The sequence below is a fragment of the Sphingosinicellaceae bacterium genome, assembly GCA_019285715.1.
GTDB lineage: Bacteria > Pseudomonadota > Alphaproteobacteria > Sphingomonadales > Sphingomonadaceae > Glacieibacterium.
Genome location: CP079108.1, coordinates 3,733,528 through 3,747,111 on the forward strand (window position 1 = coordinate 3,733,528; position 13,584 = coordinate 3,747,111).

The window sequence follows — 13,584 nt, forward strand, 5'->3', positions numbered from 1 at the left end:
AGGACGTTAGCGGCGATCTCGTTCCGGTACCAGTGTGTTACCCACGCCCGTGTCAGCTTTCGTCGGGCACGACCTTGGCGACGCCGAGGCGCCGCAACTCGATCTTCGGGCAGCGGTTCATCACCACCTTCAGGCCCGCCGCCTCGGCCTTGGCGGCGGCCTCGGCGTTCTCGATGCCGAGCTGCATCCACACGGCTTTCGCTCCGACGGCTATGGCGTCGTCGACGATCGGGCCGACGTCCTCCGAGCGGCGGAAGATGTCGACGATGTCGATGGGGTCGCCGATCTGCGCCAGCTCGCGCCAGACGAACTCGCCGTGGACGTGCTCGCCGGTGATCCGCGGGTTGACCGGGATGGCGCGGTAGCCGTGCGCCTGCAGCGCGCCCATCACCTCGTAGCTCGCCTTGGCGGGATCGTCGGATGCGCCGACGACCGCGATGGTGCGCGCCGAGGTCAGCAGGTCGCGGAGTTCGTCGTCGGTGGTCAGCGGCATGGCGTGGTCCTTGGCTTCGTTTTGTCATTCCGGCGAAGGCCGGAACCCAGTTGCATTACAAACTCTGAATTCGGAGCCTTGGACGCAACTGGGTTCCGGCCTTCGCCGGAATGACAACTCGGAATACGCTACAAACCCAGCCCCGCCGCCACCCGTTCCGCGATGCCCGCGAACTCCGGTGCCGCGCCCGGCTCCCCAGCGTCCGAGGCCAGCCGCAGCGCCATCGTCAGGGGCACCGCCCCCAGGAACGGCACGCCGACACCCTCGCCGAGCGCCTCCGCGCCGCCGTGGCCGAAGATGTCGCTGCGCTCGCCGCAGTGCGGGCAGACGAAGGTCGACATGTTCTCGACCAGCCCGATCACCGGCACCCCGACCTCGACGAACATCGCGATGGCCCGGCGCGCGTCGATCAGCGCGAGGTCCTGCGGGGTCGAGACGATCAGCGCGCCGCTGGGCTTGAGCTTCTGCGACATGGTCAGCTGGATGTCGCCGGTGCCGGGCGGCAGGTCGATGACCAGCACGTCGAGCGCCCCCCAGTTGGCGCTCTCGACCATCTGCATCATCGCCGACGCCGCCATCGGCCCGCGCCAGATCACCGCCTTGTCCTGCGCCATCATCATGCCGATCGACAGCGCCTTGATGCCGTGCGCGACCATCGGCAGCAGCTTCTTGTCCTCGATCTGGGCGCGGCCCGGCAGCCCCAGCAACGTCGGCACCGACGGCCCGTAGATGTCGGCATCGAGCAGCCCGACCGCGAGGCCGCGCTTGGCCAGAGCCACCGCGACGTTGGCGGCGATCGTCGACTTGCCGACCCCGCCCTTGCCGCTGGCGACTGCGAGCAGCCGCCGGATGCCGGGCACGGCGCTGTCCTGGGCGACCGCCGGACCATCGGGCACCGCACCGCGGTCGGCGGTGAGGATGATGCGTGTCGCGGTGACACCTGGGACGCCGCGCGCGGCAACCTCGACGGCAGCGCGCAGACGTTCAGCGGCGGCGCGGTCGAGGCCGTCGACGGCGAGCACGAGGCCCGCCGTGCCGTCGGCGAATGTCAGGCCCGAGGCGCGTCCCGACGCGACGATATCGTCGCTGCGGGATGGGTCGGTCACGGCCGCGAGCGCGGCGGCGAGGTCGTCGCGGCTGGTCATGGCGCGTCCTTTTGGCTCAATTGGGCTGCATCTCGCAAATTGCGCCCCACGTCGTATATAGCGAAGACTGATCCCCACGCCCGCAGGAACCTTGATGCCCTGGCAGAATAATAACGACAGCAGCGGCGGGGGCGGTGGTCCCTGGGGTGGCGGTGCTGGCGGAGGTTCCGGCAGCGGTGGTTCGGGCGGCAGCGGCGGTTCGGGCGGCGGCGACGGCAAGCCCCCGAAGAGCCCGTGGGGCGAGGGTCCGCCGCGACGGCCCAACCGCCCGACCGGGCGCGGCACCACCGACTTCGACGCCTTCATCAAGCGCAGCCAGGCGAAGCTCCGCGAATCGCTGCCGGGTGGCGGCAATGGCGGCGGCAGCCACGGTAACTTCGAGATCAACAACCGCACCATCGGCATCGGCCTCGGCGTGCTCGTGCTTCTCTGGGTCGGCCTGACCTCGACCTACCGCGTCGACCCGCAGGAGCGCGGCGTCGTCATGCGCTTCGGTCGCTACGTCGAGACCACCGGACCGGGCTTCCACTTCAAGCTGCCCGCGCCGATCGACACCGTCATCAAGCCCAAGGTCGAGGAGATCCACTCGGTCGATATCGGCGTCGGCGAAGGCACTGCCGAAAACTTGATGCTCACCGGCGACCAGAACATCATCGACATCGCCTACGCGGTGCGCTGGAAGATCCGCGACCCTGAGCTGTACCTGTTCGAGCTGGCGCAGCCCGAGGACACCATCCGCGAGGTCGCCGAGAGCGCGATGCGGGCCGAGATCGGTCACACCACGCTGAACGCCGCGATCGGTCCCCAGCGTGCCCAGATCGCCGACCAGGTCCGTGAGCGCATGCAGGACCTGCTCGACAGCTATCGCGGCGGCATCGAGGTGCGCGGCGTCGACATCAAGCAGGCCGACCCGCCCGCCGCCGTCGACGACGCCTTCAAGAGTGTCTCGGCTGCCCAGCAATACGCCCAGCAGGCGCTCAACAACGCCAACGGCTATGCCTCCCAGCTCGCCGCGGTCAGCCAGGGTGCGGCCGCGCAGTTCGAGGCGGTGTACGCGCAGTACCGGCTCGCCCCCGAGGTGACGCGCAAGCGCATGTACCTCGAGACCATGGAGAGTGTGCTCGGCAAGGTCGACAAGACCATTGTCGAGCCGGGCAGCGTCAACACCTATTTGCCCCTTCCCGAACTCAAGAAGCGGCAGGTGCCGATCGACGACACCACCGCCGTCAGCCGCTAAGGCCAGCCATGTCCCTGACCCGCTATCCACTGCTCTGGGCCGCCATCGGTCTGCTCGTCGTGTTCGTGCTGATGAGCAGCCTGTACACGGTGCCCGAGACCAAGGCGGCGGTGGTGCTCCGGCTCGACCGCCCGGTGCGCATCGTCAACGCCTATGATCCGAAGGCGACCTTCGGCAACACCGATGCCGGTCTCGTTGCCAAGGTGCCGTTTTTCGAGACGGTGCGCTTCGTCGACAAGCGCGTGCTCGACCTCGACATGCCCGAGCAGACCGTGCTGTCGACGGACCAGCTGCGCCTCGTCGTCGATGCCTTTGCGCGATTCCGCATAATCGACCCGCTGCGCATGATCCAGACCGTCGGCAGCGAGGACCGGGTCGCGGAAGCGCTCGCGAGGATTCTCGGCTCCAGGCTTCGTAACGAGCTCGGCAAGCAGCCTTTCGCGGCTTTGCTGAGCCCTGAGCGGACCGAGCTGATGAACGATATCCAGTCGAGCGTGAACAAGCAGGCCCGCCAGTACGGCGCCGAGATCGTTGATGTCCGCATCAAGCGCGCCGACCTGCCGACCGGCGCGCCGCTCGAGAGCGCGTACTCCCGTATGCGTTCGGCGCGCGAGCAGGAGGCGCTCAATATCCGCGCCCAGGGCGACAAGCAGGCGCAGCTGATCCGGGCTTCGGCGGATGCGACCGCGGCGCAGGTCTATGCCGCGAGCTTCGGCAAGGACGCGGACTTCTACGCCTTCTACCGGGCGATGGAGGCCTATCGGAAGACCTTTAAGGACAGCAGCTCGACGATGGTGCTGTCGACCAACAACGAGTTCATGCGCGAATTCGAAGGCCGGAAGGGCGACCGCTGAACGACCGGCGATCGCTGCGGTCTTGGCCGCGACGATTTTCCGCTTCCTGTTGCATAAATGCACCGTTAAGGCGCAGCCCGCAAAGAGCGCCTGCACCGACTCGCTGAACGCCACTCACTCTGCCGAAAGGTCGTCCAATCCGTGCGTAGTCCCAAGACATTCGCTGCCGCCATCGTCCCCGCGCTGCTGATCGCGGGCGGGGCCATTGCCGTGTTCGGCCCGGCGGGCGCGCAGATCGCGACCTCTCCCGCCGTGGCCCCCCCGGCCCAGAACGAGGTGCCGCTGGCGCCGACGACCGCGCCGCGGCCCGGCGCGCCGATGAGCTTCGCCGACCTGACCGCGCGCCTGACGCCCGCGGTCGTCAACGTTTCGACCACCCAGAAGGTCGAGATCGGCAAGGGCCGCAATCTCGGACCCGGCGGTGGTGGCGGCGGCGGCGGCGGCGACAGCGGCAATCCGCTCGAGGAACTGTTCAAGCGCTTCCAGCAGCAGCAGCAGGGCGACCAGGGCGAACCCGTCACCCGCGAGGCAACCTCGCTCGGTTCGGGCTTCATCGTCGACCCGTCAGGCTATATCGTCACCAACAACCACGTCATCTCGGGTGGCGATCCGCGCGGCGGCGACGCCAAGGTCTCGGTCGACACCATCACCGTAACATTGGCCGACCGCCGCGAGTTCAAGGCTCGCGTCATCGGCCGCGACACGTTGTCCGACCTGGCCCTGCTCAAGATCGAGGCGACCAACCTGCCCTACGTCAAGTTCGGCAACAGCAAGGCTTCGCGCGTCGGCGACTGGGTCATCGCCATCGGCAATCCGTTCGGCCTCGGCGGCACCGTCACCGCGGGCATCGTCTCGGCGCTCCACCGCAACATCGGGTCGGGCCAGTACGACCGCTACATCCAGACCGACGCGTCGATCAACCAAGGCAACTCCGGCGGCCCGCTGTTCGACCTCGACGGCAATGTCATCGGCATCAACACCGCGATCTTCTCGCCGACCGGCGGCAACGTTGGCCTCGGCTTCGCGATTCCCGCCGAGAGCGCGGCACCGGTCATCGAGCAACTCAAGGGCGGCAAGACCGTCACCCGCGGCTATCTCGGCGTCAGCATCCAGCCGCTGACCGCCGACATCGCTGCCGGCCTCGGCCTGCCCAAGGATCGCGGCGAGATCGTCGCCCTCGTCGAGCCGACCGGCCCGGCAGCGCGCGCTGGCCTCAAGCAGGGCGACGTCGTCACCAAGGTCGCCGGCCAGGACGTGACCTTCGACAACACATTGAGCTTCATCGTCGCCAACCAGGCGGTCGGGAGCACGGTACCGATCGAGGTAGTCCGCGGCGGCAAGCGCCTGACGCTCAACGCCAAGATCGCGATGCGGCCGTCGGAAGCGACGATCCAGGGCGCGGTCCCGAGCGACGGCGACGATGACCAGGACGCCCCCGCGACCCCGCAGTCGGATGCGACGCGGTCGAGCCTCGGCATCTCGTTGACCCCGCTGACCCCGGCGCTCCGCGCGCAGCTCAAGCTGCCCCCGACGGTCGTCGGCGTGGCGATCGCCGGCATCAATCAGAACAGCGATGCAGCCGCCGAGGGCCTGCAGCGTGGCGACGTCATCCTGCAGATCAACCAGATGCCGACGCCCACTCCGGCAGCGGCCGCTGCGGCGGTCGACGCAGCCCGCAAGGCCGGCAAGGACACCGTCCTGATGCTGGTCCAGCGCGGCGCGGTGCCGGCGCGGTTCATCGGCATCAAGCTGCAGCCGCCGGGCACGAAGTAAGGCTTTCTTCCCTCTCCCGCTTGCGGGAGAGGGCGAGAGACGCGCGTCAGCGTGGCCCGGGGAGAGGGTGTCTTTCCGGGCTGGCTGGCTCGCCGATCGAGCATGGACGAACTCACTCCGCGAGTGAGTCCTCTACGGTGAGACACCCTCTCCCCGGGCCGGCGCCGACGCGCCGTCTCTCGCCCTCTCCCGCAAGCGGGAGAGCGAAGATCCGCCCCCTACTTCCCCGCGATCGTCCCCTTCGGCAAACACGCCCGCGTCTCGCTCTCGATCGACGAGTTCGCCTTGTACTTGGCGACGAACGCATCCCAACCCGCGTCGTGCTTCGGCATCTCGGTCCCGCCGTATACGTGGATCGTCAGCACCTTCGTCACAGACGCCTTCGCCTCGCCGTCCGACTGCTCGTAGACCGGCGCCGTGATGAAACGATCGGCCTTCAGCCCATGGTCGATATACCACTTGGCGTTGGCCTTCGCCGCTTCCGCAAAGCCCGCCATGCTGCCGCCCGGCTTGAGCTTCGACACGCGCATCGCAACCAGTTCGCCCGGGCAGGCGGCGTTGGCAGCGCTCCCGGTCAGCACAGCCAGCATCGCGCCCAGAATAACCGTCTTCATGCTCATATCTCTGATGTCGTTGCGCTAGCGTAGCGAACGTAGCGCCCGCTTCAACCCCGCTGGCAAACGCGCTACGCAGTCGTGAAAGCGGGGAGTGACGCATGGCCGACAGCATCTTCATCGGAAAAGGCGAGGAGCATCCGCAGGCGCTGGTCCTGCGCCGCGCCAACCGCCACGGCCTGATCGCGGGCGCCACCGGCACCGGCAAGACCGTCACCCTGCAGACGCTGGCCGAGGGGTTCAGCCGCGAGGGCGTGCCGGTGTTCCTGGCGGACGTGAAGGGCGACATCGCCGGCATGGCGATGATGGGCAACGCCGCCGCCGACTGGACGATCAAGCGCGCCGCCGAGATCGGCATCGAGAACTACAGCTTCGCCGACAACCCGGTGGTGTTCTGGGACCTGTTCGGCGAGCAGGGCCACCCGGTCCGCACCACGGTCATCGAGATGGGGCCGCTGCTGCTATCGCGCCTGATGGGCCTCAACGACACGCAGGAGGGCGTGCTGTCGGTGGCGTTCAAGTACGCCGACGAGAACGGCCTCGCGATCCTCGATCTCAAGGACCTGCAGTCGCTGCTGTCGTGGTGCGCCGACAACGCGGGCGAGCTTGCGGCCAAGTACGGCAACGTCACCAAGGCCAGCGTCGGCACCATCCAGCGCCAGTTGCTCCAGCTCGAATCGCAGGGCGCGGCGCACTTCTTCGGGGAGCCGGCGCTCGACATCCACGACTTCATGGTCGTCGACGAGCAGGGCCGCGGCCAGGTCAACATCCTCGCCGCCGACAAGCTGATGCAGTCGCCGCGCCTGTACGCCACCTTCCTGCTGTGGCTGCTCAGCGAGCTGTTCACGACGCTGCCCGAGGTCGGTGACCCGGCGAAACCCAAGCTGGTGTTCTTCTTCGACGAGGCACATTTGCTGTTCGACGAGGCGCCAAAGCCGCTGCTCGACAAGATCGAGCAGGTCGTCCGCCTGATCCGCTCAAAGGGCTGCGGGGTCTATTTCATCAGCCAGAACCCGATCGACATTCCTGAAACCGTCGCCGGCCAGCTGGGGAACCGCGTCCAACATGCCCTGCGCGCCTTCACCGCCAACGACCAGAAGGCGATCCGCGCCGCCGCTGACACGTTCCGCGCCAATCCGAAGGTCAACGTCGTCGAGGCGATCACCCAGTTGAAGGTCGGCGAGGCGCTGGTCTCGCTGCTCCAGGACGACGGCTCGCCTTCGATCGTCGAGCGCACCCTCATCGCGCCGCCCCGCTCGCGGGTCGGGCCGATCACGGCGGTCGAGCGCAAGGTGATGATCGACACCTCGGGCGTCGCGGGCAAGTACGAGACCGTCATCGACCGCGAGAGCGCCTACGAAATCCTCAACGCCAAGTCGGCAGCGGCTCAGGCCCAGGCCGACGCCGATGCGGCCAAGACCAGCCAGGAGAAGGCCGCCGCGATTGCTGCCAAGGCGCAGGCGAAAGCCGATGCTGACATGGCGAAGGCGGCGGCGGTGCAGGCGCGAGTCGACGCCCGCCCCCAGCCGCAGTCGATGGCCGAGAAGATCGCGCTGAGCGTCGCGCGCTCGGCGGCGTCGTCGGTCGGGCGGCAGGTCGCGGGCAGCCTCGGGCGCTCGCTCGGCGGGAAGGCGGGCGGCCAGATCGCGGGGAATATCGGCAGCACGCTGCTGCGGAGCGTGCTGGGGTCGCTATTCAAGTAAGATCGTCCCTCGCCCGCTTGCGGGAGAGGGAAAGGGTCACTCCCCCGCCAGCCGCTTCAGCTCGTAGATCAGGTCGAGCGCCGCCCGCGGGCTGAGCGTGTCGGGCGCCACCCCCGCCAGCGCATCCCGCAGCCCGTCCCGCGGCGGCGGTGCCGGCGCAGCCGCGAACAACGGCAAGTCCGTCAGCGCCGCCGCCAGCCCACCCGTCTTGTCCCGCTGCGCCTCGAGCCGCCCGAGCACCTCCTTCGCCCGCGCGATCACCGGCGCCGGCAGCCCCGCCAGCCGCGCCACCGCAAGGCCGTAGCTGCGGTCCGCCGCGCCGGGCACGACCTCGTGCAGGAAGACCAGTTCGCCCTGCCACTCGCGGACGCGGACGGTGGCCAGCGCGAGGCCCTTGAGGCGCTCCGACAGGCGGGTCAGCTCGTGGTAATGCGTCGCGAACAGGCAGCGGCAGCCGAGCTTGTCGTGCACCGCCTCGAGCACCGCCCAGGCGATCGCGAGGCCGTCGTAGGTCGAGGTGCCGCGCCCGACCTCGTCGAGGATGACCAGCGACGAGCGGGTCGACTGCGACAGGATCGCGGCGGTCTCGACCATCTCGACCATGAAGGTCGAGCGCCCCGCGGCGAGGTCGTCGGACGCCCCGACCCGGCTGAATAGGCGGTCGACGATGCCGATGTGCGCGGACCGGGCGGGGACCCACGCTCCCGCCTGCGCGAGCACGGCCAGCAGCGCGTTCTGGCGCAGGAAGGTCGACTTGCCCGCCATGTTGGGGCCGGTGACGAGCCACAGGCGGCGGTCCTCCGACAGGTCGCAGTCGTTGGCGACGAACGGCTGGCGGGCAGCGCGGGTCGCGGCGTCGACCACCGGGTGCCGCCCCGCCTCGATCAGGAAAGCGCAGCTGTCGTCGACAATTGGCCGGACCCAGCCGTCCCGGCCCGCGATTTCGGCGAGCCCGGAGCAGACGTCGAGCCGGGCCAGTGCCTGCGCGGTGCCGCTGATGACGCTGGCGCGGGCCAGCAGCCCCTCGCGCAGTTCCTCGAAGTGCGCCGCCTCGGCCGCGAGCGCGTGGTCGCCGGCCTGCGAGATGCGGATGCCGAGGTCGTGGAGTTCGGGCGAGCCGAAGCGCACGACGCCGGCCAGAGTCTGCCGGTGCGTGAAGCCCGACTCGGCGCGCATCAGCGGATCGGCGGCACGGGCCGCGACCTCGATGTGGTAGCCGAGCACGTTGTTGTGGCGGATGCGCAGCGTCGCGACCCCGGTCGAGGCGCGCAGGCGGCTCTCCAGCGCCGCGACCAGCCGGCGCCCGTCGGCTCCCGTGCCGCGAAGTTCATCGAGCGCGGCGTCGTAGCGCGGCGCGATATAGCCGCCCTTGGCCGTCTCGATCGGCGGCTCGGCGACAAGCGCTGTGCGGAGCCGGTCGATATCATTGCCGTGCGCGCCGATGCCCGCCAGCGTCGCCTCGATCAGCGGCGGCAGGCCGAGCTGGCCATGCGCGACCAGCGCGGTCTTGAGCGCCGTCGCCAGCGCGAGCCCGTCGCGGATGTTCGCCAGGTCGCGCGGGCCGCCGCGTCCCAATGCCAGCCGCGACAGCGCGCGCTCGATGTCGGGGCAGGCCTTGAGCGCCTCGCGGGCACGGGTCCGGGCGATGCCTTCCTCGACGAACCAGCCGACCGCATCGAGCCGCGCGTTGACCGCGGCCGGGTCTGTCAACGGGCCGGCGAGGTCGTCGGCGAGCAGCCGCCCGCCGCTGCCGGTCACGGTCAGGTCGATGCAATCGAGCAGCGAGCCCGTGCGACTACCGCCGACACTGCGGGTGAGCTCGAGGCTGGCGCGGGTCGCCGCGTCGATTGCCATCCAGCCCTCGGTCGGGGCGGGTTGCGGCGGCAGCAGCAGCGGCACGCGCCCCGCTCCGGTCGTGTCGAGATAGGCGAGCAAGGCCCCCGCCGCCGCCAGCTCGGGCCGCGTGAAACGCCCGAAGCCGTCGAGCGTCGCCACCCCGAACTGCGCCTTCAGCCGCGCCTCGCCGCCCGCACTGTCGAAATCGTGCGCCGGGCGCGGCGTCGCCGGAACCTCGTGCCAGCCCTCGGGCGCGATCACCTCGGTCGCCCCAATCCGCGCCAGTTCCGCGGCCAACCCGTCGGCGGTGCAGGTCAACGTCCGGAACACGCCCGTCGAGACGTCACACCACGCCAGCCCGACGCCAGCTCCTGCCTTGGGCGCCCCCGGAGCCACCGCCGCGAGCCAGTTCGAAGCGCGCGCATCGAGCAGCGCCGCCTCGGTCAGCGTGCCCGGCGTGACGATCCGCACGATGGCGCGCGCCACCACCGACTTGCCGCCGCGCGCCTTGGCGGCCTTGGGGTCCTCGATCTGCTCGGCGATGGCGACGCGGTGCCCGCCCTTGATCAGGCGCTGGAGATAGACCTCGTGGCTGTGCACCGGCACGCCGCACATCGGGATCGGCTTGCCGTCGTGCTCGCCGCGTGCGGTCAGCGCGATGTCGAGTGTCGCTGCCGCCGCGGCCGCATCGGCGAAGAACAATTCGTAGAAGTCCCCCATCCGGTAGAACAACAGGCAGTCGGGCACCCCGGCCTTGAGCCCGAGGTACTGGATCATCATCGGGGAGGGCTGGTGGGCGGGCGCGGTCATCGACGCCGATGGTCTACCGGCAAGACGCCGAGGTTGGAACCTTCTTCCCCCGGCCCCGTGCGTTCCCTATGGGTACTGCCATGAGCGATGACAGCAGCACGGCGCAGACCCTCGACCGCGAGGCCCTGCTTTTCCACTCGATGGGCAAGCCCGGCAAGCTGGAGATCGTCGCCACCAAGCCGATGGCGACGCAGCGTGACCTGAGCCTCGCCTATTCGCCGGGGGTCGCCGCGCCCGTGCTGGCGATCGCCGCCGATCCGGAGACCGCCTACGATTACACCGCCAAGGGCAACCTCGTCGCGGTGATCTCCAATGGTACCGCTATCCTGGGGCTCGGCAACCTCGGCGCACTGGCGTCGAAGCCGGTGATGGAGGGCAAGTCGGTGCTGTTCAAGCGCTTCGCCGACATCGACTCGATCGATATCGAGCTGGCGACCGAGGACACCACCCGGCTGATCGACGCGATCGAACTGATGGAGCCGACCTTCGGCGGCATCAACCTCGAGGACATCAAAGCCCCCGAGTGCTTCATCATCGAGACCGAGCTGAAGGCCCGGATGAACATCCCGGTGTTCCACGACGACCAGCACGGCACCGCGATCATCGCCGCCGCCGGCCTGATCAACGCACTGTTCCTGACCGGTCGCAAGCCCGCCGACATCAAGCTCGTGGTCAACGGCGCGGGCGCTTCGGCAATCGCCTGCACCGAGTTGATGAAGGCGCTCGGCGTCCGCACTGCGATCATGTGCGACACCAAGGGGGTCATCTACCAGGGCCGCACCGAGGGCATGAACCAGTGGAAGTCGGCGCACGCCGCGGTCACCGACGACCGCACTTTGGTCGAGGCGGTGCGCGGCGCCGACGTGCTGCTCGGCCTCAGCCAGAAGGGTGCCGTGACCCGCGAGATGGTCGCCAGCATGGCCCCCAACCCGATCATCTTCGCGATGGCCAACCCCGACCCGGAGATCACGCCGGAGGAGGTCGCCGCCGTGCGCTCCGACGCGATCGTCGCCACCGGGCGATCGGATTATCCGAACCAGGTCAACAACGTGTTGTGCTTCCCGTACCTGTTCCGCGGTGCGCTCGACGTCCGCGCCACGACGATCAACGAGGAGATGAAACTCGCCGCAGCGCACGCCCTCGCCGGCCTGGCGCGCGAGCAGGTGCCCGACGAGGTCGCCGCTGCCTACGGCGGCAAGTCGCGGACCTTCGGGCCGGACTATATCATCCCGTCGCCGTTCGACCCGCGCCTGATCGAGGTCATTCCCGCCGCCGTCGCCAAGGCCGCGATGGCCTCGGGTGTCGCCAAGAAGCCGTTCTTCGACGAGGCCGCCTACCGCGACCAGCTGCGCAGCCGCCTCAACCCGACCAACTCGCTGCTCGGCGGCGCGTTCGAGCTCGCGCGGGCCCGACCCAAGCGCGTCGTCTTCGCCGAGGGTGAGCAGGAGGTCGTGCTCCGCGCCGCGGTCAGCTTCAAGACCGCCGGCTACGGCACCCCGGTGCTGGTCGGGCGCGAGACCCCGATCCGCGACGGGCTGCGCGCCATCGGGGTCACGGACGTCGACGCCTACGAGATCCACAACTCGGCGGTCAGCCCGCTGGTCGAGCGCATGGTCGAGTTCCTGTACAAGCGCCTCCAGCGCCGCGGCAGCGTGCTCCGCGACGTCCAGCGGCTGGTCAACCACGAGCGCAACATCTTCGGGGCGCTGCTCGTCGAGCTCGGCGAGGCGGACGCGATGATTACCGGCATCACCCGTAACTTCGCGCAGACCTTCCGCCAGATCCGCCAGGTCCTCGACCCCGCGCCGGGCCACTCGCCGTTCGGGGTCCATATGTTCGTCGGACGCTCCGACACGATCTTCATCGCCGACACCACGGTCAACGAGCGGCCCTCGGCCGAGAAGCTGGCGGACATCGCCGAGGCCACGGTCGCGGTGGCGCGCAAGCTGGGACAGGACCCGCGCGTCGCTTTCCTCAGCTACTCGAACTTCGGCAACCCGCCGGGCGAGTACCTGACCACCCTGCGCGACGCGGTGCGCCTGCTCGACGAGCGCCGCGTCACCTTCGAGTACGAGGGCGAGATGTCGCCCGACGTCGCGCTCAACCGCCGGATGAAACTGCTCTACCCGTTCTCGCGGCTGTCGGGTCCGGCGAACGTGCTGATCATGCCCGGTCTGCAGTCGGCGAACATCTCGGCCAAGCTGCTGCGCGAGCTTGGTGGCGGCAAGATGATCGGGCCGATCCTGGTCAACATGTCGAAGCCGGTGCAGATCGCGCCGCAGACCGCGTCCGCCGGCGACCTCGTGACGATGGCGGTCCTCGCGACCTCCGGCGTGGTGCGTTGACGCAACTGTATTTCATCCACGGCATGTGGAGCACCCCGGCGGTCTGGGACGGACTGCGCGAGCATTTCCTGCGGCTCGGCATCGCCAGCCACGCGCCCGCGCTCCCCCATCACGACCGCCGCCGCGACGAGCCGCCGCCGCCCGAACTCGCCGCGCTCGGGCTGCAGGATTACATCGACTACCTCGTCGCCGACGTGTCGCGGCTACCCGAGCCACCGGTTATCGTCGGCCATTCGCTCGGCGGTTTCCTGGCGCAGGCAGTGGCGTCGCGAGTCCAGCCGGCCGGGCTGGTCTGCCTGTCGCCCGCCGCGAGCACGAAGACGACCGCGCTCAGCACCGACGCGGTCCGCTCGGTGTGGCCGATCGTATCGCGCTGGGGCTGGTGGAAGCACGCGACGATGATCGACCCGGCAACCGCGCGCTGGGGCATCTTCAATAATGTGCCCGGTCCGGTCGCGGAGGCCGAGATCGATGCCCTGGTCTGGGACTCGGGCCGCGTCCTCGCCGACCTCGGCTTCCCGTGGGCGACCCGGAACGGCGCCGCGGCGGTCGACTACAGCCAGCTGACGATGCCCGCGCTCGTCGTCATCGGTTGCGAGGACCGGATCACCCCACCGGCGGTCGCCCGCGCCACCGCCCGCCACTTGTCCGGTACGGTCGACTATCATGAGTTGCCCGGCATCGGGCACTGGCTGTTCCACACTCCGGTCGTGGAGAGGGTCGCCGCACTGATCGAGGCGTGGCTGCCGGAGTGATCCGCCCCCCGAATGAAGT

The 13,584-nt window shown here is 69.3% G+C and carries 10 protein-coding genes; 6 read left to right on the top strand and 4 right to left on the bottom strand.

Annotated elements, in window-relative coordinates:
- Positions 1 to 52 precede the first annotated feature (52 nt).
- On the bottom strand, positions 53 to 493 hold the full coding sequence (locus KX816_17200; GenBank protein QXQ05921.1) for a CoA-binding protein: 441 nt from the start codon (positions 491 to 493) through the stop codon (positions 53 to 55).
- A gap of 128 nt (positions 494 to 621) precedes the next feature.
- Entirely contained in the window at positions 622 to 1,638 is a 1,017-nt protein-coding gene (locus KX816_17205; protein QXQ05922.1) for an Mrp/NBP35 family ATP-binding protein, read from the bottom strand.
- Between the two features lie 94 nt (positions 1,639 to 1,732).
- Here KX816_17205 and hflK point away from each other — a divergent pair, with 94 nt between their 5' ends.
- From hflK to KX816_17220, 3 genes are all read left to right on the top strand, one after another.
- Positions 1,733 to 2,875 carry an FtsH protease activity modulator HflK gene (hflK, locus tag KX816_17210; GenBank protein QXQ05923.1) on the top strand — a complete coding sequence of 381 codons (1,143 nt, stop codon included), beginning with the start codon at positions 1,733 to 1,735 and terminating at the stop codon, positions 2,873 to 2,875.
- Between the two features lie 8 nt (positions 2,876 to 2,883).
- Positions 2,884 to 3,729: a protease modulator HflC gene (locus tag KX816_17215; GenBank protein QXQ05924.1), complete on the top strand. Its 846-nt coding sequence runs from the start codon at positions 2,884 to 2,886 to the stop codon at positions 3,727 to 3,729.
- A 141-nt stretch (positions 3,730 to 3,870) separates the two neighbouring features.
- Positions 3,871 to 5,502 (top strand): Do family serine endopeptidase, encoded by a 1,632-nt coding sequence (locus KX816_17220; protein QXQ05925.1) that lies wholly within the window; start codon positions 3,871 to 3,873, stop codon positions 5,500 to 5,502.
- Positions 5,503 to 5,720: 218 nt separating this feature from the next.
- On the opposite strand, the gene KX816_17225 is transcribed toward KX816_17220, so the two are convergent.
- The gene (locus KX816_17225) at positions 5,721 to 6,122 is read right to left on the bottom strand and encodes a hypothetical protein (protein ID QXQ05926.1); all 402 of its coding nucleotides are present in this window, start codon (positions 6,120 to 6,122) and stop codon (positions 5,721 to 5,723) included.
- 95 nt (positions 6,123 to 6,217) lie between these two features.
- Here KX816_17225 and KX816_17230 point away from each other — a divergent pair, with 95 nt between their 5' ends.
- Positions 6,218 to 7,819 (top strand): DUF853 domain-containing protein, encoded by a 1,602-nt coding sequence (locus KX816_17230; GenBank protein ID QXQ05927.1) that lies wholly within the window; start codon positions 6,218 to 6,220, stop codon positions 7,817 to 7,819.
- A 36-nt stretch (positions 7,820 to 7,855) separates the two neighbouring features.
- Here KX816_17230 and mutS read toward each other — a convergent pair whose 3' ends face one another.
- Positions 7,856 to 10,435, bottom strand: coding sequence for a DNA mismatch repair protein MutS (gene mutS, locus KX816_17235; protein QXQ08643.1), 2,580 nt, complete (start codon positions 10,433 to 10,435; stop codon positions 7,856 to 7,858).
- A gap of 110 nt (positions 10,436 to 10,545) precedes the next feature.
- Here mutS and KX816_17240 point away from each other — a divergent pair, with 110 nt between their 5' ends.
- A complete protein-coding gene (locus KX816_17240; protein ID QXQ05928.1) occupies positions 10,546 to 12,810 on the top strand; it encodes an NADP-dependent malic enzyme in 2,265 nt (754 codons plus the stop codon).
- Positions 12,807 to 13,565: an alpha/beta hydrolase gene (locus KX816_17245; protein ID QXQ05929.1), complete on the top strand. Its 759-nt coding sequence runs from the start codon at positions 12,807 to 12,809 to the stop codon at positions 13,563 to 13,565. The genes KX816_17240 and KX816_17245 overlap by 4 nt, the downstream gene beginning before the upstream one ends.
- The last annotated feature ends 19 nt before the right edge of the window (positions 13,566 to 13,584 follow it).

Excerpts from the sequence above, each read along its gene's own strand:
- KX816_17200 (QXQ05921.1), bottom strand. The coding sequence starts at position 493 with ATGCCGCTGACCACCGACGACGAACTCCGCGACCTGCTGACCTCGGCG.
- hflK (QXQ05923.1), top strand. The coding sequence starts at position 1,733 with ATGCCCTGGCAGAATAATAACGACAGCAGCGGCGGGGGCGGTGGTCCC.
- mutS (QXQ08643.1), bottom strand. The coding sequence starts at position 10,435 with ATGATGATCCAGTACCTCGGGCTCAAGGCCGGGGTGCCCGACTGCCTG.
- KX816_17230 (QXQ05927.1), top strand. The coding sequence starts at position 6,218 with ATGGCCGACAGCATCTTCATCGGAAAAGGCGAGGAGCATCCGCAGGCG.
- KX816_17240 (QXQ05928.1), top strand. The coding sequence starts at position 10,546 with ATGAGCGATGACAGCAGCACGGCGCAGACCCTCGACCGCGAGGCCCTG.
- KX816_17215 (QXQ05924.1), top strand. The coding sequence starts at position 2,884 with ATGTCCCTGACCCGCTATCCACTGCTCTGGGCCGCCATCGGTCTGCTC.
- KX816_17225 (QXQ05926.1), bottom strand. The coding sequence starts at position 6,122 with ATGAGCATGAAGACGGTTATTCTGGGCGCGATGCTGGCTGTGCTGACC.
- KX816_17205 (QXQ05922.1), bottom strand. The coding sequence starts at position 1,638 with ATGACCAGCCGCGACGACCTCGCCGCCGCGCTCGCGGCCGTGACCGAC.